Source organism: Nocardioides sp. Kera G14, from assembly GCF_020715565.1.
Taxonomy (GTDB): domain Bacteria; phylum Actinomycetota; class Actinomycetes; order Propionibacteriales; family Nocardioidaceae; genus Nocardioides.
The window spans coordinates 748,669-770,722 of sequence record NZ_CP085839.1 but is presented as its reverse complement, the minus strand read 5'-3'; the positions used below and the strand labels follow the sequence as shown (position 1 = coordinate 770,722).

The following is a 22,054-nucleotide window of genomic DNA, read 5'->3' as shown; positions in this document are numbered from 1 at the left end:
TAGGGTCGGGCGCCATGGAGGAGTTCATCCGGTGGTGCGCGTTCCTCGGCGCCTGGTTGCTCGTCGCGGGGCCGATCTACCAGGCCATCCAGGAGCTCAAGAGCGAGGACATCGAGCGCGACGTCCTTGTCACCGCCACCGAGGTCGTGGGCCCACCGAAGCACACCTCGCCATGGTGGTGGCTGATCCCGCCGGTCGCGTGGTGGCTGCGCCAGAAGCGCCAGCGTGACTACCAGCTCAAGGTGGCACTCGTGCTCGATGACGAGGAGTACGCCTCCCTTCTCTCCTTCGTCAACAAGGCGTGGGGCTGGCTCGTGGTCGGACTCGGTGCCTTCCTCATCGCGATCAAGGAGACCTGGGAGCTCTTCGAGCACCGGGAGTGGTCGCACGGCGCGTACGTCGCCACCGTGGTCGGCATGCTGGTCCTGTGCTTCTTCCACTCTGCGGCCCGCGAGGCTCACGACGCCCGCGCGCAGCGGATGCGGGCTGCCGGCATCACCGGCTGAAGGCCTGAGAGAAAGCGCCTGACAGAATGGCGCCGTCCAGCCCCCGTGGCGCAACTGGATAGCGCGGCCGGTTTCTACCCGGCGGGTTGCGGGTTCGAGTCCTGCCGGGGGCGCCCCTGTCATCACTCGCTTCGCGACCGGACCTCACACGAAATAGGGCGCATTGATGCCTGAATCACAGCTTTTCGGGTTACCGTGCGCCACATGAGTCTCAGGGGCACCATCCGGACGAGCATCGTCGCCACCGCCGCACTGGCCGTCGTCGCCGCCCCGTTGTCCGCGCGCGCCGAGACGCTCCCTATCCCCCCGACCACGGGCGCCCTCGCCGTCACCTTCTACACGCCGAGTGGCGGTGTGACGCCGACCGGCGCCTCGGTCCATCTCCTCCTCGGTGCCCCTACCGGTGTGGACCACGTCGATGTCTTCTACCGCCCCGACAGCGCAGTCCCCGCCGCCAGCGACTCCACGTGGCAGAAGCTCACGACCAGCCTGAAACGCACCGCCAGGACCGGCCTCTTCGACACCAACGCCACCCTCGCGGGCAACGGCACCTTCGACCTCGAGGCCGTCGCGTACAGCTCGACCAACGCCGTCCTCGGGGAGACGTTCGCGGACAACGCGGTCACGGTCTCCGGCTCCGGAATCCGATTCGACTTCACCCCGACGTACAACAACGTCAACGGGTCCTCGAGGAACAGCGTGACGAACAACCGCGTCGGCATCTACCGGCGCGCCGATGGGCACACCTGGGCGATCCTGGGCGTGAGGACCACCACCGGGACCTCGACCACCCTGACGGATCCGACCTGGCCCGCGACGAAGCCGGCGCTCAGGGCTGCCGCACCCGTCGGTGCTGTGAAGGACGGCGTCACCTACGTCCCCGTCGATCTGGCCCCCACCACGCCGGTGCCCGGCATCGCCGTCGTGCGCGCCGACAGCACCGTCAACGGCGTGGCGGTCTCCGACGCGGAGCCGATCGGCGTCTACGCGCAGCACCCCACGAGCATCCGCGTCCAGGAGTCCACCACGACCGGTAGCTCCCGCAAGTTCATCGCCACCGTCCGCGACGAGTACAACCTGCCGATCGCCGGCGTCTCCGTCCGCCTCGCCGGCCAGGCGACCGGTGCACCCAACCCGCGGATCGTCCAGGCCGGAGTCACCGGCATCGACGGCACGGTCAGCTTCACCGGCCCCGGCTCGGGCACCGGCCCGGTCGCGCCGGCCTCGGCGACCGGGTACGCCGACGGCGGCTACCTCATCTGGGCAGACACCAACCTCAGCAGCAGCCGGACCAGCGGCGAGCCGGCCTACCAGGTGCTGCCGCACGGCCGGTCGGCGTACGTGGCTCCGGGGAAGGCGTTCTACCACTCCGACACCCGCATCAAGGGCGCAGGCGGCACGCTGGGTGACTCACTGCGCGGCACCAAGGCTGCGCGCGCCCACCGCTACACGTGGATCGACAACAACGGCCAGCTCGCCTTCTCCAACAAGTCCGCGCGCCGCGGCGGGGCCGGGAAGGTCCGGGCCGCCTCGCAGGTCACGTGGGTCAACGCCCACGGCGCGCCGTTCAACCCGAGGTGGCTCAAGAACGGCCGCTTCGAGACCCGGGCCTGGACCGGGGTCCGCAAGCACAAGGGGCTCCGCGACGCCCTGACGACGTTCAGGCAGAACGCCGCCTACGGACTCTCGACGGAGTGGGAGGTCAAGAACATCCGCCCGTTCAACGCCCCGGCGGCCCTCAACGCCGCCTTCGCCAACCTCGCGTCGGCAGCCCGGGCGGCGTACGGCGCGTCCTGGCAGCGGCGCGTGCAGGTCAAGATGCTCTCCAACCTCACCGGCGGACAGAACTTCGCACTCAGCGTCCTGAAGGTCGCCCACGCCTACGGCTTCACGACGATCCTGCTGGCCCGTGGGGCCAACACCCGCAGCCAGTTCCCGGTCGCAGCCCACCAGTACGTCGACTACGTGCGCGGCGCCGTGAGCAACATCTACCCGGCCAACGTGAAGTCCCCGACCTCCGTCCTCACGCCCGGGACCGCGCCGGTCTGGACGACGCCGACGACACCCCTGATCTGACCTCCGGGCACGACCGCTGCGGCGATTCCGCGCGGGCGGCGGGCGGGGTTTGGCACTATTCCCCCATGGCCTCCTCCGTGCCCGGCTCCTCCCGTGGTCGCGGGCGCCCGGTCGAGATCGACCGGGAACACCTCGCGAGGATCGCCCTGCAGCTCTTCCAGGAGCGGGGGTACGACGACGTCAGCGCCGCCGAGATCGCGGCGGCCGCCGGGGTGAGCCGGCGCAGCCTCTTCCGCTACTTCCCGACCAAGGCCGACCTCGTCTGGGACCGTTTCGAGGAGTCGCTGGAGAACCTCGAGGACGCCTTGGCGACCGCCGATGGCGAGCCCATCCCGGCCGCGTCCGCCGCCCTGCTCATGACGGCCGAGCAGACGCCCGTGCTGGCGCTCACCCGGGCACGGATGCAGATCATCGCGAACCACGGCGAGCTCTTCTCCTATGGCTCCTCGCGGCTGCAGGAACAGTCATCGATCCTGCGCTCCTACCTGGTCGGTCGCGGCCTGGCCCCGATCGACGCCCGGGTGGTCGGGTCGGCCCTGACACTCGCAGCCTTCCACGGTTACATCGTCTGGGCGACCGGCGACTCCGAGGAACACCCGGCCGTCGTCGTACGACAGGCGCTGGGATCGCTGTCGCTCTTCTGACCTCGTTGATAGGACGCTGCCAGTTTCGGCACGTAGAGTCGCGCGGGTGCTCCACCTGCCTCGCCTGCTCGTCGCTCTTCTCGCCGTCCCCGTGAGCCTCGGTCTCACCGCCCCCGCGTGGGCAGGTCGGCCCGACCCCGTCGCCTCCGCACGTACGGCGCCGGCCCCGGCAGCAGGGCACATCCTCATGCTCGACACCGCGACCACGCCGGCGCTCTCCAAGGTCCAGGCCTGGCAGCGCTCCTCGCCGTACAAGGCGATCGCGGTCTACATCCCCGAGCAGGCCCGGTTCGACGTCCGCTACGACAAGGTGCAGACGGAGCTCGACGCCAGCTGGGTCCACGCCGTGCGCGCCGGCGGGTGGCAGGTCCTCCCGATCTACGTCGGCCTCCAGGCCCCCTGTTCGACCTTCAGCAAGAAGATGTCCCCCGACCCGGGCACAGCCCGGAGCCAAGGCATCCAGATGGCTGCCGACGCCGCGGCCTCCGTCTACCGGTTGGGCCTGCCCGTCGGCGCCCCCATCGCCTTCGACCTCGAGGCCTACCCGACGAGCAACGCCCGCTGCACTGCCGCGGTCCAGGCGATGCTCGGCGGCTGGACCCAGCGCCTCCACCAGCTCGGCCGCAACTCCTCGGTCTACGGCTCGGTGAGCTCGACCATCCGCGACGTCCTGGCCGCCTCGCAGGTGGCGACATACCCCAAGCCGGACTCGATCTGGGTGGCCCGCTGGGACGGTCAGCCCACCACCAACACCACCGAGTTCGCCGGCGGGTGGGCCGGTCGCCGGATGCGGCAGTTCGCCGGCGGCGGCAACGAGACGTACGGCGGCGTCACCCTCAACATCGACGAGAGCGCCGTCCAGCCGGGAGCCTTCCGGCTGCCGCCGCCCGACCGCACCGCGCCGACCCTGGCCGTCGGCGCCGTCCACACGACGCGCGCGAGCCACACCACGCTGAGGTGGAGGATGCACGACTCCTCGGGCATCGCCAGGTACCAGGTCCAGATCCGGACCGGCGGTCGCTGGAGGACACCCAAGGGCTTCAAGAAGACCAAAAGGACGGCGACCCGCGTCGCGATCAGGGCGGGCGGACGCGTCTGCGCCCGGGCGCGCGGCACCGACCGGGCCGGCAACACGTCCGCCTGGCAGACGACCTGCACCTACCGCTGGAACTACGGTGCGAGGTTCCACGGCAAGAAGTGGAAGCGCTCGGGCAACAGCCTCACGATGACCAGGCCGACGGTCGCCACCGGGCCGCGGGTGAGCGGTCGCCGGATCGGGCTGCAGCTCCGCGGCGGCGTACCGGTCGAGGTGCGGGTCGGCGGCCACGTCATCGGCACCGTCCGCGGGAACGGCGTCCACTGGATCACGATGCCGTCCGCGCGCAGCGGCCGACTCCAGGTACGGCCGCTCAAGCGGGGCAGGCTCGTGATCGCGAGCTACATCGCGACCCCGTAGCCCAGTGGTGAGCGCCCGCCCACGCCCTGAGCTGGCGAGGCGCTCACCACCTCAGGAGACCGCGTCGAGCAGCGCCTTCGCCTCGGAGTCGATGTCCGAGCCACCGACGAACTCCGTGCCGTCGAGCAGGATCGTCGGCGTTGACTGGACGCCGGCGTCCTCTGCGGCCTGGGTCGCGGCGTCGGCCCACTTCGGCGCGCTGCTCTCCAGGGCGGCCTTGATGTCGGCCTCGTCGGCACCCGCCGCGACAGCGGTCGCGGTGATGTCGTCGACGCTCGGGAAGCTCGACGCACTCTCAGAAGGCTGATCGGCGTAGAGCGCGTCGTGGAACTTCTTGGCGACCTCGGGCGTGCTGTTGTGGGCGAGCACCTGGAAGACCTCGAGCGTGTGCTGCGAGTAGTCGGTCTGCAACAGGTTGAACGGCCGGTACTCGACCTGGACCTTGCCCTGGTCTGCCAGCGTCGCGAGCTCCTCGTGGGTCTGCTTCTCGAGCTCACCGCAGTAGGGGCAGAGGAAGTCCTCGTAGATCACGACCTTGTGCGGCGCGCTGTCCGAGCCGATGGTCACCGAGCCGACGGAGGCCGCGGCCGCCGAGTCCTTGGGCGTGCTGCTCGTCAGCCGGCTGATCACGAATCCGCCACCGATGATGCCGATCATCACGAGGACGACCGCGGCCACCATGAGGATGTTGCGCCGACGCTCCGCCGCCCGCTGCTTCGCCCGCTCCGCCGCGAGTCGTGCGGCACGCTCCTGGGGGCTTTCCTTGGCCATGAGTCCTAGTCCTCCTCGACTGTGCCGGTCCCACCGGCTGCGGTGGTCCTGAAGATGAGTCGGTCGAGGGACCACCGCGAGTTCCCGACGACGACGAGGAAGAGCGAGCAGAGCAGCAGTGCCGCATCCCGCGCGATCTCCCAGGGGTACTTGTCGGCCGCGTGCGGGTCGAAGCCGCCGCCGCCGAAGCAGCCGCAGTCGATCAGGATGCCCCGCGCCCAGACCGACGCGATGCCGACGATGAAGGCGACGAAGAGCAGCGCGCTGATCGCGGCCACGAACCGCGTGAGTACGCCGACCACCAGCGCCACGCCCACCACGACCTCCAGCGTCGGCAGCACGTGGCCGATGACCTCGGCGACTCCCCCGGGGAGCAGTTGGTAGGCGCGGACGGCCAGCACGGCGGCGTACGGGTGGGAGATCTTCGAACACCCCGCCCAGATCCAGACGGCCCCGGTGACGGCGCGCGCCACCAGACCCAGCCATCCCCACACGCCGACCACCCTAGGGTCCGTCACTGAGGGCACCCTGAGCACGGCCCGACGGTAGGGTTCGGAGGCGTGACCACGAACGAAGTGCCAGCCCGGGCCGAACGCAACGACAGGCTCGTCTGGATCGACTGCGAGATGACCGGCCTCTCCCTCGAGGCCGACGCGCTCGTGGAGATCGCCGCGCTCGTGACCGACTCCGAGCTCAACGTCCTGGGCGAGGGCGTGGACGTGATCATCAAGCCGCCGGCCGAGGCGCTCGCGCAGATGGATCCCTTCGTCGTCGCCATGCACACCAAGTCCGGCCTGATCGACGAGCTCGACTCCGGCGTCACCCTCGAGGAGGCGCAGACGATCGTGCTCGACTACATCCACGCCCACTGCGGAGCAGACAGCCGTCCCCCGCTGGCCGGCAACACGGTCGGCACCGACCGGGGCTTCATCGCCCGTGACCTGCCCGAGCTCGAGGCCTTCCTGCATTACCGGATCATCGACGTCTCCTCGATCAAGGAGCTGTCGCGGCGCTGGTACTCGCGGGCCTACTTCAACGCCCCGGCGAAGAGGGGCAACCACCGCGCGCTCGCCGATATCCAGGAGTCGATCGAGGAGCTGCGGTACTACCGCGAGGCTGTCTTCGTCCCCGCGCCCGGGCCGGACTCCGAGACGGCCAAGGCGATCGCCGCCCGGCATGCGGGGTCGATTACCGGCCTCACGGACTGAGCCCCTATGCTTCCTCGTCGTTGACCTCGGTCAACGCATGGTGGGTGTAGCTCAGTTGGTAGAGCCCCGGCTTGTGGTGCCGGTTGTCGCGGGTTCAAGTCCCGTCATCCACCCCATCAGAAGGCGCAGACCGCACGGTCTGCGCCTTCGCTGTCTCTAGGCTCGCCCCATGTCACCCAGCCGTCCCCGCTATGACATCGCGATCGTGGGCGGGGGCCACAACGGCCTGACCGCTGCGGCCTACCTCGCCCGCGCCGGGCTCTCGGTCGTCGTCCTCGAGCGGCTCGACCACGTCGGCGGTGCGGCGGTCTCCGCCCAGGCCTTCCCCAGCCTGCCGACGCGGTTGTCGCGCTACTCCTACCTCGTCTCGCTGCTGCCCGCCTCGATCATCGAGGACCTCGGCCTCGACATCGAGCTGGCCTCGCGCACCACCTCCTCCTACACACCGTGGTCGCGCGGCGGCGTCGACGGCGGGCTCCTGGTCGAGCGCCCCGAGGGTCCCGCCACCGCCGCCGGCTTCCGCGAGCTCACCGGCAGTGACGAGGAGTACGTCGCCTGGCAGGACTTCTACGCGTCCGTCGGCGAGCTCGCCGAGCTGGTCGCGCCGACGCTCACCTCCCCGCTCCCCCGCGCCTCGGCCCTCCGCGGAGGCGTCGACGCCACGCTCTGGCGCGACCTCGTCGAGGAGCCGATCGGCGCCGCCATCGAGCGCCGCTTCCACGACGACGTCGTCCGCGGTGTCGTGGCGACGGACGCGCTCATCGGCACCTTCGCCTCGCTCAACGACCCGTCGCTCATCCAGAACCGCTGCTTCCTCTACCACCTGGTCGGCAACGGCACCGGCGAGTGGCGAGTCCCCGTCGGCGGCATGGGCGCGGTCACCGACGCCCTCGCCCGTGCGGCCGTCGACGCGGGCGCCGAGCTGGTCACCTCCTGCCCCGTCACGGCCATCTCCTCCTCCGAGGACGGTGCTCTGGTCTCGTACGCCGACGGTGTGGTCGAGGCCCGTCTGACGCTGGCCAACGTGGCGCCGTACACCCTCGCCGGGCTGCTCGGACAGGAGCAGCCGGCCAAGCCGGTCGGCGCCCAGCTGAAGGTCAACGTCCTCCTCGACCGGCTACCGCGACTGCGGTCCGGGGCCGACCCGACCGTGGCCTTCGCCGGCACGCTCCATCTCGGTGAGTCCATGACGGAGCTCGAGACCGCCTGGCGTGAGGCGGCAGCCGGTGGGCTGCCGACCCGTCTGCCGGGCGAGGTCTACTGCCACTCGCTGACCGATCCCTCGATCCTCGGTGACGTCCCCGCCGGGACGCACACGCTGACCTACTTCGGGCTGCACACGCCCTCGACACTCTTCGAGACCTCGCCCGAGGAGACCCGTGCGGAAGCACTGCGCCGCGCCCTCGCCTCGCTCGACGAGCACCTCCTCGATCCCCTCGACACGGTCGTCGCACGGATGCCCGACGGCACGCACTGCATCGAGGCGAAGATCCCGCAGGACATCGAGGCCGATCTCGCCATGCCCGGCGGGCACATCTTCCATGGCGACCTCGCCTGGCCCTGGGCGGAGGACGACGAGGAACTCGACTCACCCGCCGCCCGCTGGGGCGTCCCGCAGGCCGCGGCCTCGGTCTGGGTCTGCGGATCCGGTGCGCGCCGGGGTGGCGCCGTCTCGGGACTCGGGGGCCACAACGCCGCCCACGCCGTCCTCGAAGCGTGGGGCGTCGCCCCGATTTGAGTCCCTGACCGGGGCGGGAGTAATGTTCTCCGAGTCGAAAGACATGCGCCATTAGCTCAATTGGCAGAGCAGCTGACTCTTAATCAGCGGGTTCGCGGTTCGAGTCCGTGATGGCGTACGGAACAGAAGGCCCGGTCGAGAGACCGGGCCTTCTGCGTTGTCGGGGTGCTATGCAGTGGGCAGCACGTAGCCGGCGTACTTCTCCCGCAGGGTCTTCTTGGAGAACTTGCCGACCGAGGTCCTGGGGACCTCGTCGATGAAGACGACGTCGTCAGGCACCTGCCACTTGCCGAGTCGCTCGCCGAGGAAGTCGAGCAACTCCTCCCGCGAGACGGACTGACCGTCGCGGATGACGGCGAAGGCGAGCGGCCGCTCGCCCCACTTGGGGTGCGGGCTCGCGATGACGGCCGCCTCGGCGACCGCGGGGTGGCCCATGATCGCGTTCTCGACCGCGACGGAGCTGATCCACTCGCCGCCCGACTTCACCAGGTCCTTGGTGCGGTCGACGAGCTTGAGGTAGCCGAGCTCGGAGATGGAGGCGACGTCGCCCGTGCGCAGCCAGCCGTCGGGAGAGAAGTCAGCCCCGGGCCCGGTTTCGAGAGGCGTCCTGTAGTACTGGCGCGCGATCCACGGCCCGCGCACCTCCAGCTCACCGGTCGCCTCGCCGTCCCAGGGCTGCTCCTCGCGCGTGGCCGGCTCGACGATCCGCATCTCCACGCCGGGCGCCATGAAGCCGGCGGTGGCCCGGATGTCGATCTGCTCGGCCTCGCTCATCGCCTCGACCTCGGCCCGGGGCTGGCAGATCGAGCCGAGCGGACTCATCTCCGTCATGCCCCAGGCCTGGGTGATCGGGATGCCGATCGCCGATCGCCACGCCTCCGAGAGCGACGGCGGCACGGCCGAACCGCCGCAGATCACCGTGCGCAGATGGCTGAGGTCGTGGTCGGCGAGGAGCGGCGCGACACCCATCCAGATCGTCGGTACGCCGGCGGCGACCGTCACACGCTCGGATTCCATCAACGAGGTGATCCCGGCCGGCGACATGTCGGGCCCGGGCAGGACCAGGCTCGCTCCGCCCATCAGCGGGGAGTGCGCCAAGCCCCAGCCGTTCGCGTGGAAGAACGGCACGACCGGGAGGATCCGGTCGCTGTCCTTCATGCCGAAGCTCGAGGAGGTCAACGACGAGACCGCGTGCAGCCACTGCGAGCGATGGCTGTAGACGACGCCCTTGGGGTGGCCGGTGGTGCCCGAGGTGTAGCAGATGCCGGCGGCCTGGTGCTCATCGGTGACCCGGCCCTCCAGGTCGGCCTCCTCCTCGGTCAGCAGCTCCTCGTAGGCGATGACACGGGGGTCCGGCGGCAACGGGTTCGGGACACCGTCGTCCATCACGACCACGTGTTTCAGCGTCGTGAGCTGGTCGAGGAGCGGGCTGATCAGCGGCAGGAGGGAGCGGTCCACGAAGACCGCCTCGTCCTCGGCGTGGTTGAACGTGTAGATCAGCTGCTCGGGGAAGTAGCGGATGTTGCCGGTGTGCAGCACCCGTCCGGTCCCGGCGACCGAGTAGTAGAGCGCCAGATGGCGGAAGGTGTTCCAAGCGAAGCTGGCCACGCGGGCGTCCGCGGACAGGCCCAACCGGTCCAGGGAAGCGGCCTGTCGGCGTACCTCACGGGCGAGGTCGGCATAGGTCGCCCGCTCGATCCCGGCAGCCGTCTTGGTGACGACCTCGCGGGTCGGGAAGAGTCTTTCCGCCCTCGCCAGGATCGAGGTCACCGTCAGCGGAACGTCCTGCATCAAGCCATCCATACGGGCCATGGTGCCAACTTGTGAGCCGCGTCACAATGGAGTCGCCACCCGCATCTACCTCTTCTTCGCCGTAACTTCTCCACCTCCGGGACGTTTGTCCCGGTGTCCACTGTCACGCCTCGGGGGGTGTGTGGCATCACATCCTCGCTCCAGGGAGTCCCCTTGTCCCACCGTCTGTTCATCCGCACCGGCGCCGTCACGGCGGCCGCCTCGCTCGCACTGCTCGCCGCGGGCCCGGCTCTCGCCGCCGCTCCGGTGGCCCAGGGCACGGCCAATGCCCTCACGGCCAACATCGCCTCGCAGGTGATCAGCACGGGGACGTACGCCGCGCAGAACGACGGCACGACGGAGACCACGAGCGGCTCCAACAGCCCCACGCTGAACGCGCTCTCGAACCAGACGCTGCTGACGGCCGGCACCGCCTCCCAGGATGCGAAGACCTCGATCAGCGGCAGCAACGGTCTCTCCGCGGCCTGCGCCTCAATCGCCGGGTCGGGCAGCAGTCTGGTGTCCACCGGTGTGGGCGCCTCCTGCCTCACGGGCGGCAGCGCCCTCAGCCTGGACGCCGGAAACATCGACCTGTCGAATGTCACCCTGACCCAGGGTCAGCTCCTCAGCAACGTGAGCGCCGGCGCCAACGGGTCCACGCTCCTCTCCACACTTATCCCGCAAGCCGCGACACTCCAGGATCTCCTCAACCAGATCGGCACCGCCCTCGACCCGGCCACGGCCACGGTCGACGAGTTGCTTCAGGCGGTCCTCGGCCCGGTCTCCACCCAGGTGCTCGCGCCGCTGCTCACCGCCACCGGCATCTCCGTCGGCCTCGACCTCGGCGCGGTCTACTCGAGCTGCCAGGCCACGCCGACGACCGCGACCGGCGCCGGCACCGTTGCCAGCCTGGGTCTCACCGTCGGCCTGCCCTCCGCGCTGGGCGGTCCGTTGACGATCCCGGTCCAGCTGGGCACCGGCGAGAACGTCAAGGTCCTGACCAACCTCGACCAGGTTGTGACCGCCGTCGAGGAGGCCCTGACCGGTGCCCTCACCGGCGCCGTCACCGGCAACACGATCACCAGCCAGCTAGACCCGGTGATCAGCCAGGTGAACGGTGGGATCACCACTCTCGTCGACGCCCTCAACGACAACCTGATCTCCGTGATCGAGCCGCAGCTGGCACCGCTCGAGGAGAACGTCCTCGACGGCACGCTCAACAAGGTGGAGCGCCGCGACAGCGGCCGCACGATCGACGTCACCGCCCTCGACCTCCAGGTCCTGCCGGCGGCGTCGGCCTTCACGCCGGACAACAGCTCGCTGGTCGGATTGACCGCCGCGCACGTCATCTGCGGCCCGAACACCCGCGTCGGGACGACGACCACCGCCGTGGACACCGACGACAGCACCACCACCACGTCCACCTCCAGCTCGGACACGCCGACCACCGTTGAGTCCGGTATCGGTTCGCTCGAGGACGGTCCGTCCGCTCTGGCCCTCGCCGCGCTTGCCGGGCTGGCAGTCGTCGGTACGGGCGCCGGTGTCGTGGGCTTCCGCCGCGCCCTGCGTCACCACTGATCCGTATCGTTCGAGCCGTGAAGCGGACGAAGCTCACCCGCTACCTGATCGCCTCGATCACGGGCCTCCAGCTCCTCGTAGGAGTGCTGGCTGGAGGTTCCGTGATCGGGGCGTTCCTCGTTCCGAGCGGGCCGTCCGCGGCTGCGGTCGACCACGGCGTGCGTTCCTACACCGAGGCCGAGCTCAGTGCCGGTGCGCCGATGAAGCTTTTGATGCCCGCGCTCAAGATCGACGCTCCCGTCGTCCCGATCGCGATGGTCAACAAGTCCCTCGACCCGCCTCGCGACTACCTCGAGGTCGGTTGGTGGAACGCAAGCGCCAAGCCCGGTGCCGCCCAGGGGCAGACGGTCATCACCGGGCACACGCTCCACACCGGCGGTGCCAGCATGAACAACCTCGGCGAGCTCCAGCGCGGCAACAAGGTCGACGTGGTCACCAAGCGCGGCACGATCCGGTACGCGGTCACCAGCAAGGTCGTGTACTCCAAGAAGGAGCTCTCCCAGCACTCCAAGGAGCTCTTCGCCCAGGACCGTGGCGACGGCCGCCTGGTGCTGATCACGTGCAGTGACTGGAACGGCTCGTACTACGAGACCAACACGGTCGTCTTCGCCAAGCTGAAGGCCTGATCCTCAGATCCCGAGGTCCTTGCGCAGTTTGGCGACGTGGCCCGTGGCCTTGACGTTGTAGGCGGCGTACTCGATCTTGCCGTCGCCATCGACGACGAAGGTGGAGCGGATCACGCCCTCGACGACCTTGCCGTAGAGCTTCTTCTCGCCGAACGCTCCCCACGCCATCAGCGTCTCCTTCGACGGGTCGGAGAGCAGCGTGATGGTCAGGCCATCCCGCTCACGGAACTTCGCCAGCTTCTCCGGCTTGTCCGGCGAAATGCCCACGACGGCGTAGCCCTGCGCCGTGAGCGCATCGAGGGAGTCGGTGAAGTCGCACGCCTGCTTGGTGCAGCCCGGGGTCATCGCGGCGGGGTAGAAGTAGACGATCACCTTGCCGCCCCTGCTCGAGGCGACGAGCTCGTCCAGCGACACCTCCTCACCGGCGTCGGAGGTCAACGTGAAGGCGGGCGCGGCGTCCCCGATCTCAAGGCGCGATGTCATGGCTCCAACCTAGTGGGCGGGACTTCCCGGCATTGATAGGTTGACGCCCATGACCAAGGACAGCGCCAATCACCTCGAGACCGAGATGGACGAGATCCGCGAGCGCCTCGCGGGAACGATCGACGAGCTGCTCTACCGGTCGAGCCCGAAGACGATCGCCTCGCGCCAGATCGCAGCGGTCAAGGCGGCGTACGTCGACCCCACCACCGGTCAGCCCAAGGTCGACAACATCCTGAAGACGGTCGGCATCATCGGCGGCGTCGTCGGCACGATCCTCGTGTTGCGCCGCTTCGCCCACCGCTGAGGGCCCTCCCTAGACTGAGCGCCACGCGCTCGTAGCCCAACGGCAGAGGCACCGCGTTTAGGTCGCGGCCAGTGTGAGTTCGAATCTCACCGAGCGCACATGACGACGCTCGTCCTGGCCTCGCAGTCCCCCGCGCGCCTCAGCACCCTGCGGAACGCAGGGATCGAGCCGGTGGTGATCGTCAGCGGGGTGGACGAGGACCAACTCAGGGGACAGGAGCCCGAGCAGCTCGCGCTCAACCTGTCGACGCTCAAGGCGCACGCCGTGGCCGAGCGCGACGACGTGCCTGAGGGTGCCCTCGTCCTGGGCTGCGACTCGGTCCTGAAGTTCAAGGGTGAGGCGCTGGGTAAGCCGCACTCCCCCGAGGTCGCCACCCAGCGCTGGAGGGCGATGCGCGGAAGGTCGGGCCGCCTCATCACCGGCCACACCCTCATCGACACCGCCTCTCGGAAGATGACCCGCGAGACCTGCGAGACCGTCGTCCACTTCGCCGAGGTCAGCGACGCCGAGATCGAGGCGTACGTCGCCACCGGCGAACCCCTCGAGGTCGCGGGTGCCTTCACCGTCGACGGGATCGGCGGTGCCTTCATCTGGAAGATCGAGGGCGACTTCCACAACGTCGTCGGCCTGAGCCTCCCCGCGCTGCGCCGCATGGTGATCAAGCTCGGACACCGGTGGAACGACCTTTGGAACGTTCAGCCAGACTGAACCCGCCCAGTGTGACGCCGGCCACACACATGAGGTACCCGGGACCCCCTAGTCTTGGCGGGTTCGGATTAACGAAGGAGTTACGTTGAGCAAGCCCCTGCAGAAGGTCCTGATCGCGAACCGCGGCGAGATCGCCGTCCGCGTCATCCGCGCCGCGAAGGACGCCGGGATCGGGTCGGTCGCCGTCTACGCAGAGCCGGATGCCAACGCTCTCTTCGTACGTCTCGCCGACGAGGCCTACTCGCTGGGCGGCGCCACGCCCGCCGACAGCTACCTGAGCATCGAGAAGATCATCGACGCCGCCAAGAAGTCCGGCGCCGACTCCGTCCACCCCGGCTACGGCTTCCTCGCCGAGAACGCCGACTTCGCGCAGGCGGTCATCGACGCCGGCCTGATCTGGATCGGTCCGCCGCCCGCAGCCATCGAGGCCCTCGGCGACAAGGCGAAGGCCAAGCACATCGCCGAGCGCGCCAACGCCCCGCTGGCCCCGGGCACCAAGGACCCGGTCAAGGACGCCGACGAGGTCGTCGAATTCGCCAAGGCGAGCGGCCTCCCCGTCGCCATCAAGGCGGTCTTCGGCGGTGGCGGTCGCGGCCTCAAGGTCGCCCGCACCCTCGAGGAGATCCCCGACGCCTACGAGTCCGCCGTCCGCGAGGCCGTCACCGCCTTCGGCCGTGGTGAGTGCCTCGTCGAGAAGTTCCTCGACAAGCCGCGCCACGTCGAGACCCAGTGCCTCGCCGACCAGCACGGCAACGTCGTCGTCGTCTCCACCCGCGACTGCTCGCTGCAGCGTCGCAACCAGAAGCTCGTCGAGGAGGCGCCAGCGCCCTTCCTGACCGACGCGCAGGTCACCGAGCTCTACGAGTCCTCCAAGCGCATCCTCAAGGAGGCCGGGTACTACGGCGCCGGCACGTGTGAGTTCCTCGTCGCCCAGGACGGCTCGATCTCGTTCCTCGAGGTCAACACCCGCCTCCAGGTCGAGCACTGCGTCTCCGAGGAGGTCAGCGGCATCGACCTCGTCCGCGAGATGTTCCGCGTCGCCGCCGGTGAGGAGCTCGGCTACGGCGACCCTGAGATCATCGGCCACTCGATCGAGTACCGCATCAACGCCGAGGACGGCGGCCGCAACTTCATGCCGGCCCCCGGCACGCTCACCGCCTGGAACCCGCCGCAGGGTCCCGGCGTCCGCGTCGACGGCGGTTACGAGAACGGCGAGACCATCCCGGGCTCGTTCGACTCCCTCATCGCGAAGCTGATCGTCACCGGTCGTGACCGCACCCAGGCGCTCGAGCGCTCCCGCCGCGCCCTCGACGAGTTCATCGTCGACGGCATGCCCACGGTCATCCCGTTCCACAAGGCCGTCGTGAAGGAGCCCGCGTACGTCGGCCCCTCCAACCCGTCCGGCGAGGGCTCGTTCGACGTCTACACGCAGTGGATCGAGACCGACTTCGACAACCAGATCCAGCCGTACGCCGGCGACGCCGGTGAGGCTGACGAGGCGAGCGAGAAGCAGACCGTCGTCGTCGAGGTCGGCGGCAAGCGGCTCGAGGTCGTCATCCCGGCCGGCCTCGGCGGGCTCTCCGCCGGTCCCGCCGCCGGTGCGGCGAAGAAGCCGAAGCGCGGCGCTGCCAAGAAGCACGGCGCCGCCGTGTCCGGTGACGCCGTGACCGCCCCGATGCAGGGCACCGTCGTGAAGATCGCCGTCGAGGAGGGCCAGGAGATCGCCGAGGGCGATGTCGTGGTCGTCGTCGAGGCGATGAAGATGGAGCAGCCGCTCAAGGCGCACAAGGCGGGGGTCGTCAACGGCCTCACCGCCGAGGTCGGCGCCACCGTCTCCAACGGTCAGGTCATCTGCGAGATCAAGTGAGCCGCACGACGAAGGGGCCGAGGCGAACGCCTCGGCCCCTTCGTCGTCTCAGCTGACGGCGACGTCGAAGTAGGTCGACTTCAGACCGAGCGCGCTGCGCAGGCTGTCCCCGCTGACCTTCACCTGACCCTTGGTGCCGGTGAGCTGCACCTTGGTCACCCGGCCGCCCCAGTCGCCGTGGCCGTCACGGGCCAGGACCTGCAGGCTCGTCAAGGTGCCGAGGGCCGGCCAGGCTGCGGCGACCTTCTTCGGGTCGATCTTGACCGTCCACGTGTGCTGGCTGTTGCCGGCCCACGCGTCGTACGGGTCGGCCTGCGCCTTCTGGTAGGCGACCGAGCCGGCCACCGTCCAGCCGCCGCTGGAGGAGCTGAACTGCGTGAAGGCCGGCTGGCCGGCGTACGCCAACATCTGTCCGGCGGTCGCGGCGATGGCCGCATTGGTCGCCTTGGTCTCCCCCGCGACACCCTTGTAGACCTGGCACGCGGTGGAGTCGCAGATCTGGTACTGGCGGCTCTTCGCGGCATGCGCACGGCTGTAGGCGGCGTATGTGCGGGCGGCGATCGCCTGGGACTGCAGCGCTGCGGGCTTCCAGCTCGACGGCATCTCACTGGCCACGACACCCTTGAGATAGTCCTCGAGGCCGACGACATTGACCGTGTCATGGTCCCTGCCGTTGAACGGGGCGTTGCGGAGCGCTCCGCGGTAGGCGGTTGCGCTCGCCGGCAGGACGAGGGTGATCGGTGAGCCACCGGCCCAGAACTCCAGCGTCGACGTCGAGGTGCCGAGTCGCTTCCACCGCGCCGAGCCGATGCGATAGCCGATGGCCGTCTTCGTCGCGCTCAGCGGGTTGAGCCGCCACTGCGTCGCGGTCGGCCGCGCGGCGGCCAGGTTCCAGGTCTTCGCGCCGTTCGAGGTGCGGACGACAAGACCGGACCGTGCCTTGACGACGGTGTCGGGCGTGGTGTCCGGGCCGATGAGCACCGTGAGGCTGCCACCGACCTTCGACATCGCCGTGCCCGGGTAGTAGAAGCTCAGGATCTGCGCCGCCGTCCGGCCCTGCCGAGCGGCTCCCTCGGCGCCGTACTGCGACAGCCCCCGGCCGTGGCCGTAGCCGTGACCCGTGAGGGCCAGCTTGGCGCCCTTGGGAACCGCCAGCTTCACGCCGATCGTCTTCGTGGTGGCGTCGGCAGGACCGAGCGCGAGCACCGCCGCTGTCACCAGCAACAGCCCGGCTACAGCGTGACTGAAGGGCGTGGCGCGAGACAGGCGAGGCATGTGTGACTCCTGAGGAAGTTGAAAACTCCTGGGAGTCTACGGAGTGTCGCGGGTCCTTTGGCAAGGTCCCGAGGTATAAGCCGTCGAACTACAACGGTGTGGTTCAGCCGACCTGATGCAGACGGCGCGCCGCCTCGGCGATGGAGCCGCTCAGGGACGGGTAGACCGTGAAGGTGTTCGCGACCTGGTCGACGGTGAGGTTGGCGGCGACGGCGAGCGAGATCGGGTGGATCAGCTCGCTTGCGCGCGGCCCCACGACCACTCCCCCGATCACGACGCCAGAACCGGGGCGGGCGATCAGCTTCACGAAGCCGTCCTTGATCCCCTGCATCTTCGCGCGCGGGTTGCCCTGGAGGTCGAGCTTCACGACCTCGGCCTGCACCTCGCCATTGTCGACCGCAGCCTGCGACCAGCCGACGGTGGCGATCTCGGGACTCGTGAAGACGTTGGAGGCGATCTGCTTGAGGTCCATCGGCTGCACGCCGTCACCGAGGAAGTGGCGCATGGCGATCCGGCCGGCCATGGCGGCCGTCGAGGCGAGCATGAAGCCGCCGACACAGTCGCCGGCGGCATAGACACCGGGAGCCGTCGTACGGCTGACCTTGTCGATCAGAATGAAGCCGCCGTCGTCGAGCTTGACGCCGGCCTCCTCAAGGCCGAGGCCCTCGGTGTTCGGGACGGAGCCGAGCGCGAGGATGCAGTGCGAGCCGGTGACCGTGCGGCCGTCCGAGAGCGTCACCGTGACCGTGTCGCCGTCGCGCGTGACGCCCTGCATGCGGGACTGGCTGAGGATGTTCATGCCGCGCCGCTCGAGCACGTCCTGCAGTACGCCGGCCGCATCCGCGTCCTCGCCGGGGAGGACTCGATCGCGGGAGCTCACGAGGGTGACCTCGATGCCGAGGGCGAGGTAAGCGCTGGCGAACTCCGCGCCCGTGACACCCGAGCCGACGACGATCATGTGCGTCGGCGTCTCGGTGAGGCCGTAGACCTGCTCCCACGTCAGGATCCGCTCGCCGTCGGGCTGCGCCGTCGCCAGCACGCGCGGGTGCGCACCGGTCGCGATGAGTACCGCGTCGGCGTGCACCGTTTCCTCGGCACCGCTGGCCAGTGTCGCGATGACGTCGCCACCGCCCCTGCCCGCACCGGAGCCGAGCCGGCCGGTTCCCTTGATGATCCGGATGCCGCGCCGGGTCAGGCGGCCCTCGATGTCGGCACTCTGCGCGGCGGCGAGGAGCTTGACGCGCGCGTTCACCTGAGCGAGGTCGGCCACGACGTTGGTCGCCGTGTCGCCCTCGGAGTCACGGAAGTGGATGCCCAGCTCCGGCGCCGCTGCCATGTCGGTCATGACCTCCGCCGTCGCAATGAGCGTCTTGCTCGGCACACAGTCGGTCAGCACAGCGCTGCCGCCGAGCCCGTCCCGGTCGATCACCGTGACCTGGGCGCCCAGCTGATTCGCGACCAGCGCCGCCTCGTATCCGCCAGGGCCGCCACCGATGATCACCACAGAGGTCATGGCGCCATTCTCGCAGGGCCGCTGCCGCAGCCGGAATCGCCTCAGTGGCAGGCGGAGTAGGAACGCTTCACTGCGACGGTGGCTCCCGACTTGAGCTTGAGCTTGGTCCTGATCGTGATCGCGCCCGTGGCGGGGAGGGCGACGCCGTACGACTTCGCCCGGACCTTCGCGATCCGCTTCTTGACCTTGCCGTTGACGGTGATGGTCGCCGAGGCGGCCTTCTTCTTCGCATACTTCGTCAGCGCGACCTGGGCCTTCCCAGCGCGGCTCGTGCTGCCGGAGCAGGCGACCGTCGTGGGCAGCACGACCGCGGTCTTCGCCTTCGCCGCACCCGCCTCGCCGCTCGCTGCAGCACCGGCCAGGCCGACCGTCGCACGGATCGAGACGGAGGCGACGTCCTTCGCGCTCGACGCGGTGCCCATGAGCGCGATGCTTCCTGTCGCCTCAGCCCGAACCTCGACGAGGCTTCCGGCCGGAATGTAGGCCCTGACATGCTCCGTCCCGGAGAGGTCGCCGTACGGCCGCGGGTAGAAGGAGCTCTCGTCGGGTCGGACCACGTCCACCGTGAAGCTCGCCCAGTCACCCGAGTGCTTGGTCGCCGTCACATCGAGCCAGCCGGCCTTGTTCACCTTGTAGGAGCCGTCGGCGAGCGAACTCGCCCAGGACAGGGCAGTCGCGCCGTTGTCACCACACGTCCCGGCAGCGAGGCGTGTGGCCGTCGAGCTCCCGACCGCGTCGATCGCCAGCGAGCGAAGGCCTGTCGCTCCGACCGAGGCCGTCACCTTGCCTGAGGAGCTCGAGTCGATCCGCGCGAGCCTCGTGCCGCTGCTCGCCTGGGCATAGTCGGTCTTCTGATTCGCGAACGACTTCGTCCCCGAGCCCGACGCCATCCGTGTGTCGTAGTCGGAAGCAGATCCGAACGCAACACACGGATGCGCAGTGCTCGACGCCGACCAGGGCCCGAACGCCTGCGCGAAGACGGTCACCGGCGACGGGATCACCGCGTGCGCCGGGACGTCGGCCGTCAACCCGACCACCGATCCTGCCGCCATCAGGACTGCCAGCGAGGCACCCAACGTGGTCCTCATCGTTCGTGTGGACATGTCATTTCCTTCCGAGAGACAGCTCGACGCTCCAACGAGGGGAAGTATGCCGAGCTACGACGCCCGCTCCCGCCAGAGTTGAGCCTCGTACCACTGCAGCGGTGAGCCCCCACGGCTCGACCACCAGCGTGCACTCTCCAGATGCGCGAACCACGGTCCCGACGACGAATCCGCTGACTGTCGCGATCATGGGGAGTGGACCGTGGTGCCGCACGAGCGCGACGAGCTGGATCAGCCTGACGAAGCCGGTGGGTCGGCCCTCACGCATCACATCGAGCTTCCGCCCGGCCGGCCATTCCGTCCGCCACAGCTGATCCGGGGCCAGTCGGAGCTGCAGCAGACCGATCGTCGTCACGTTCCGAAGAAGGCCATCGTCCGGAATCCGCCTACGCCCCACCTCGTCGACCCGCTCCATCTCGTACGGCGTTCCGCCGGCGATGCCGGTGCGTAACAGCCGTCGCGCAGGCGTCCGGGTCAGCCCTGCCAGCACTCCGAGACGCTTTGCGGCCTCCCGCTCCGAGATCATCATGGCCGGGACCGTAGGCGGCCCCGCCGACCTTTTACGCCAACCCGACGCCTGGCTGTGGACCGACGTCCGGCCACCGCGCCAAGAATCCGCGGATTACGCCTGTTGGACCACCGTGTTGGACCACGCAATTGGGCCACCTGTGACGTGGCGCCAGCCCAGGGGTGCGCGGGTCGTCCGCGCAGATGGAGCCGGTCCAACAGGGTGGTCCAACAGGGTGGTCCAACGGGCGTAGTCCACGCGAGGGGTGCCCGGCCTGCGAGGATCCTGGGTATGGACGTGCACCTGATCGGCGGTGGCTGGGCTGAGGACGAGCCGGACCGGCTCCCGGGTCCGCGCGGGCGAGGTCCCCACCTTCCGCTGCGTAGGGAAAGCGCTGCGGGCCACGTCGCAGCGCGGAGGCGTACACCTCACGCGCCACGCCCGTGGCCCGCTCCAGCTCTGAGCGAGAAGCCGATCAGAGGTTGATCATGTGACCGACGATGCCCTCGACGGCCTCCTTGAGCGCCTCACCGAGAGTCGGGTGGGCGAAGACGTTGCGGGACACCTCGTCGGCGGTGAGATCCCACTTCTGGGCCAGCGTCAGCACCGGGAGGAGCTCGGTGACGTCGGGGCCGATCATGGCGGCGCCGATAATCTCGTTGTACTTCGCGTCCGCGATGACCTTCACGAAGCCCACGCCCTCGCCGAGGCCCATGGCCTTGCCGTTGGCGGAGAAGGGGAACGTCGCCGTCTTCACGTCGTAGCCCTTGTCGCGCGCCTGCTGCTCGCTGTAGCCGAAGGAGCCGATCTGCGGCTGGCAGTAAGTGGCGCGCGGGATGAAGTCGATCTCGACCGGCATGGTCTCCTCGCCGGCGATGACCTCGGCGACGACGACGCCCTGGGCCTCGGCGACGTGAGCGAGCATCATCTTGCCGGTGACGTCACCGATGGCATAGACGTTCGGCACGTTGGTGCGACCGAACTCGTCGGTCTTGATCGCACCGCGCTCGGTCGTCTCGACGCCGGTCGCCTCGAGGCCGTAGCCCTCCAGGCGCGGCGCGAAGCCGAACGCGGCGAGGAACTTGTCGGCGGTGAGGGTCTGCTCCTCGCCACCGGCGGCCGGAGCGACCGTGACCGTGACGGAGGAGCCGTTGTCGACGACCGACTTCACGCCGGTGGAGAGCAGGACGTTGACGCCCAGCTTCTTGTAGTGCTTGAGGAGCTCCTTGGAGACGTCCGCGTCCTCGGTCGGGACCATCCGGTCGGCGTACTCCACGATGGTGACGTCGACGCCGAAGTTCTTGAGGACGTAGGCGAACTCCACGCCGATCGCGCCCGAGCCGCCGATGATGATCGACTTGGGGAGCTGGTCGGTGAGGATCTGCTCCTCGTACGTCACGACGTTGGACGAGAGCGTCACCCCGGGGACCAGGCGCACGGTGGCGCCGGTCGCGAGGATGAGGTTGTCGAACGTGTACGACGTGGTGGTGCCGTCGTGACCCTTGACGTCGATCCCGGTCGGACCGGTCAACGTGCCCCAGCCGTCGATCTCGGTGATCTTGTTCTTCTTCATCAGGTAGTGGACGCCCTTGACGATGCCGGCGCTGACCTGGCGCGAGCGCGCGTGGGTCGGGCCGAACGACATGGTCGCGTCACCCTCGATGCCGTACTTGGCCTTCTCGTGGGTCAGCGTGTGCGCGAGCTCGGCGTTCTTGAGCAGCGCCTTGGAGGGGATGCAGCCGACGTTGAGGCAGACACCGCCCCAGTACTTGTCTTCCACGACAGCGACGGACTTGCCGAGCTGGCTGGCACGGATGGCGGCGACGTAGCCACCAGGGCCGGCACCGAGGACGAGGACATCGAAGTGGGTCACGCCTCCAGCCTAGTCGCGCGGCCGCG

20 protein-coding genes and 4 tRNA genes are annotated in these 22,054 nt (G+C 69.2%); 15 read left to right on the top strand and 9 right to left on the bottom strand.

What is annotated here, in order from left to right; translation table 11 throughout:
- Positions 1-14 precede the first annotated feature (14 nt).
- The 5 genes from LH076_RS03850 (at position 15) to LH076_RS03830 (ending at position 4,682) form a co-directional block, all read left to right on the top strand.
- Positions 15-506 (top strand): hypothetical protein, encoded by a 492-nt coding sequence (locus LH076_RS03850; protein ID WP_227782679.1) that lies wholly within the window; start codon positions 15-17, stop codon positions 504-506.
- Between the two features lie 39 nt (positions 507-545).
- A tRNA-Arg gene (locus LH076_RS03845) sits at positions 546-619 on the top strand.
- 91 nt (positions 620-710) lie between these two features.
- A complete protein-coding gene (locus LH076_RS03840) occupies positions 711-2,582 on the top strand; it encodes a hypothetical protein (protein ID WP_227782678.1) in 1,872 nt (623 codons plus the stop codon).
- Positions 2,583-2,647: 65 nt separating this feature from the next.
- Complete coding sequence (locus LH076_RS03835) at positions 2,648-3,226, top strand: TetR/AcrR family transcriptional regulator (RefSeq protein WP_227782677.1); 579 nt, start codon at positions 2,648-2,650, stop codon at positions 3,224-3,226.
- 46 nt (positions 3,227-3,272) lie between these two features.
- Positions 3,273-4,682: a DUF1906 domain-containing protein gene (locus LH076_RS03830; protein WP_227782676.1), complete on the top strand. Its 1,410-nt coding sequence runs from the start codon at positions 3,273-3,275 to the stop codon at positions 4,680-4,682.
- 51 nt (positions 4,683-4,733) lie between these two features.
- Here LH076_RS03830 and LH076_RS03825 read toward each other — a convergent pair whose 3' ends face one another.
- Together LH076_RS03825 and LH076_RS03820 are read right to left on the bottom strand one after the other, a co-directional pair.
- Entirely contained in the window at positions 4,734-5,453 is a 720-nt protein-coding gene (locus LH076_RS03825) for a DsbA family protein (protein ID WP_227782675.1), read from the bottom strand.
- Positions 5,454-5,458: 5 nt separating this feature from the next.
- Complete coding sequence (locus tag LH076_RS03820) at positions 5,459-5,947, bottom strand: MauE/DoxX family redox-associated membrane protein (protein ID WP_227782674.1); 489 nt, start codon at positions 5,945-5,947, stop codon at positions 5,459-5,461.
- Positions 5,948-6,013: 66 nt separating this feature from the next.
- On the opposite strand from LH076_RS03820, the gene orn reads away from it, so the two are divergent.
- From orn to LH076_RS03800, 4 genes are all read left to right on the top strand, one after another.
- Positions 6,014-6,661 (top strand): oligoribonuclease, encoded by a 648-nt coding sequence (gene orn, locus LH076_RS03815; protein ID WP_227782673.1) that lies wholly within the window; start codon positions 6,014-6,016, stop codon positions 6,659-6,661.
- A gap of 40 nt (positions 6,662-6,701) precedes the next feature.
- Positions 6,702-6,777 (top strand) — tRNA-His (locus tag LH076_RS03810).
- Between the two features lie 53 nt (positions 6,778-6,830).
- Positions 6,831-8,399 (top strand): phytoene desaturase family protein, encoded by a 1,569-nt coding sequence (locus LH076_RS03805; protein WP_227782672.1) that lies wholly within the window; start codon positions 6,831-6,833, stop codon positions 8,397-8,399.
- A gap of 45 nt (positions 8,400-8,444) precedes the next feature.
- A tRNA-Lys gene (locus tag LH076_RS03800) sits at positions 8,445-8,517 on the top strand.
- A 50-nt stretch (positions 8,518-8,567) separates the two neighbouring features.
- On the opposite strand, the gene LH076_RS03795 is transcribed toward LH076_RS03800, so the two are convergent.
- Positions 8,568-10,211, bottom strand: coding sequence for a long-chain fatty acid--CoA ligase (locus tag LH076_RS03795; protein ID WP_227782671.1), 1,644 nt, complete (start codon positions 10,209-10,211; stop codon positions 8,568-8,570).
- Between the two features lie 153 nt (positions 10,212-10,364).
- Here LH076_RS03795 and LH076_RS03790 point away from each other — a divergent pair, with 153 nt between their 5' ends.
- Both LH076_RS03790 and LH076_RS03785 read left to right on the top strand, forming a co-directional pair.
- Positions 10,365-11,768, top strand: a complete 1,404-nt coding sequence (locus tag LH076_RS03790) for a hypothetical protein (RefSeq protein ID WP_227782670.1) — start codon at positions 10,365-10,367, stop codon at positions 11,766-11,768.
- A 17-nt stretch (positions 11,769-11,785) separates the two neighbouring features.
- Positions 11,786-12,394 carry a class F sortase gene (locus LH076_RS03785; RefSeq protein WP_227782669.1) on the top strand — a complete coding sequence of 203 codons (609 nt, stop codon included), beginning with the start codon at positions 11,786-11,788 and terminating at the stop codon, positions 12,392-12,394.
- Positions 12,395-12,397: 3 nt separating this feature from the next.
- On the opposite strand, the gene bcp is transcribed toward LH076_RS03785, so the two are convergent.
- Positions 12,398-12,877: a thioredoxin-dependent thiol peroxidase gene (gene bcp / locus LH076_RS03780; RefSeq protein WP_227782668.1), complete on the bottom strand. Its 480-nt coding sequence runs from the start codon at positions 12,875-12,877 to the stop codon at positions 12,398-12,400.
- Positions 12,878-12,926: 49 nt separating this feature from the next.
- On the opposite strand from bcp, the gene LH076_RS03775 reads away from it, so the two are divergent.
- The 4 genes from LH076_RS03775 to LH076_RS03760 all read left to right on the top strand — a co-directional run bounded on the left by LH076_RS03775 (position 12,927) and on the right by LH076_RS03760 (position 15,756).
- Positions 12,927-13,181 carry a DUF3618 domain-containing protein gene (locus tag LH076_RS03775; protein WP_227782667.1) on the top strand — a complete coding sequence of 85 codons (255 nt, stop codon included), beginning with the start codon at positions 12,927-12,929 and terminating at the stop codon, positions 13,179-13,181.
- Positions 13,182-13,206: 25 nt separating this feature from the next.
- Positions 13,207-13,279, top strand: a tRNA-Leu gene (locus LH076_RS03770).
- A gap of 1 nt (position 13,280) precedes the next feature.
- Entirely contained in the window at positions 13,281-13,889 is a 609-nt protein-coding gene (locus tag LH076_RS03765; RefSeq protein WP_227782666.1) for a Maf family protein, read from the top strand.
- A 97-nt stretch (positions 13,890-13,986) separates the two neighbouring features.
- Positions 13,987-15,756 (top strand): acetyl/propionyl/methylcrotonyl-CoA carboxylase subunit alpha, encoded by a 1,770-nt coding sequence (locus LH076_RS03760; protein ID WP_415753313.1) that lies wholly within the window; start codon positions 13,987-13,989, stop codon positions 15,754-15,756.
- A 48-nt stretch (positions 15,757-15,804) separates the two neighbouring features.
- Here the strand turns inward: LH076_RS03760 and LH076_RS03755 are convergent, their stop codons facing one another.
- The 5 genes from LH076_RS03755 to lpdA all read right to left on the bottom strand — a co-directional run bounded on the left by LH076_RS03755 (position 15,805) and on the right by lpdA (position 22,028).
- Positions 15,805-17,031 (bottom strand): SpoIID/LytB domain-containing protein, encoded by a 1,227-nt coding sequence (locus LH076_RS03755; protein WP_227782664.1) that lies wholly within the window; start codon positions 17,029-17,031, stop codon positions 15,805-15,807.
- 103 nt (positions 17,032-17,134) lie between these two features.
- Positions 17,135-18,544, bottom strand: a complete 1,410-nt coding sequence (locus LH076_RS03750) for an NAD(P)H-quinone dehydrogenase (protein WP_227782663.1) — start codon at positions 18,542-18,544, stop codon at positions 17,135-17,137.
- Positions 18,545-18,585: 41 nt separating this feature from the next.
- Positions 18,586-19,647 (bottom strand): hypothetical protein, encoded by a 1,062-nt coding sequence (locus tag LH076_RS03745; protein ID WP_227782662.1) that lies wholly within the window; start codon positions 19,645-19,647, stop codon positions 18,586-18,588.
- Between the two features lies 1 nt (position 19,648).
- Positions 19,649-20,176 carry a hypothetical protein gene (locus LH076_RS03740; RefSeq protein WP_227782661.1) on the bottom strand — a complete coding sequence of 176 codons (528 nt, stop codon included), beginning with the start codon at positions 20,174-20,176 and terminating at the stop codon, positions 19,649-19,651.
- 454 nt (positions 20,177-20,630) lie between these two features.
- Complete coding sequence (gene lpdA / locus LH076_RS03735) at positions 20,631-22,028, bottom strand: dihydrolipoyl dehydrogenase (RefSeq protein WP_227782660.1); 1,398 nt, start codon at positions 22,026-22,028, stop codon at positions 20,631-20,633.
- Between the last annotated feature and the right edge of the window lie 26 nt (positions 22,029-22,054).

What these genes read in the sequence shown, in the direction of transcription:
- LH076_RS03850 (WP_227782679.1), top strand. Translation starts at nt 15, where the DNA reads ATGGAGGAGTTCATCCGGTGGTGCGCGTTCCTCGGCGCCTGGTTGCTC.
- LH076_RS03840 (WP_227782678.1), top strand. Translation starts at nt 711, where the DNA reads ATGAGTCTCAGGGGCACCATCCGGACGAGCATCGTCGCCACCGCCGCA.
- LH076_RS03835 (WP_227782677.1), top strand. Translation starts at nt 2,648, where the DNA reads ATGGCCTCCTCCGTGCCCGGCTCCTCCCGTGGTCGCGGGCGCCCGGTC.
- LH076_RS03825 (WP_227782675.1), bottom strand. Translation starts at nt 5,453, where the DNA reads ATGGCCAAGGAAAGCCCCCAGGAGCGTGCCGCACGACTCGCGGCGGAG.
- LH076_RS03805 (WP_227782672.1), top strand. Translation starts at nt 6,831, where the DNA reads ATGTCACCCAGCCGTCCCCGCTATGACATCGCGATCGTGGGCGGGGGC.
- LH076_RS03795 (WP_227782671.1), bottom strand. Translation starts at nt 10,211, where the DNA reads ATGGCCCGTATGGATGGCTTGATGCAGGACGTTCCGCTGACGGTGACC.
- bcp (WP_227782668.1), bottom strand. Translation starts at nt 12,877, where the DNA reads ATGACATCGCGCCTTGAGATCGGGGACGCCGCGCCCGCCTTCACGTTG.
- LH076_RS03775 (WP_227782667.1), top strand. Translation starts at nt 12,927, where the DNA reads ATGACCAAGGACAGCGCCAATCACCTCGAGACCGAGATGGACGAGATC.
- LH076_RS03765 (WP_227782666.1), top strand. Translation starts at nt 13,281, where the DNA reads ATGACGACGCTCGTCCTGGCCTCGCAGTCCCCCGCGCGCCTCAGCACC.
- LH076_RS03755 (WP_227782664.1), bottom strand. Translation starts at nt 17,031, where the DNA reads ATGCCTCGCCTGTCTCGCGCCACGCCCTTCAGTCACGCTGTAGCCGGG.
- LH076_RS03750 (WP_227782663.1), bottom strand. Translation starts at nt 18,544, where the DNA reads ATGACCTCTGTGGTGATCATCGGTGGCGGCCCTGGCGGATACGAGGCG.
- LH076_RS03745 (WP_227782662.1), bottom strand. Translation starts at nt 19,647, where the DNA reads ATGTCCACACGAACGATGAGGACCACGTTGGGTGCCTCGCTGGCAGTC.
- LH076_RS03740 (WP_227782661.1), bottom strand. Translation starts at nt 20,176, where the DNA reads ATGATGATCTCGGAGCGGGAGGCCGCAAAGCGTCTCGGAGTGCTGGCA.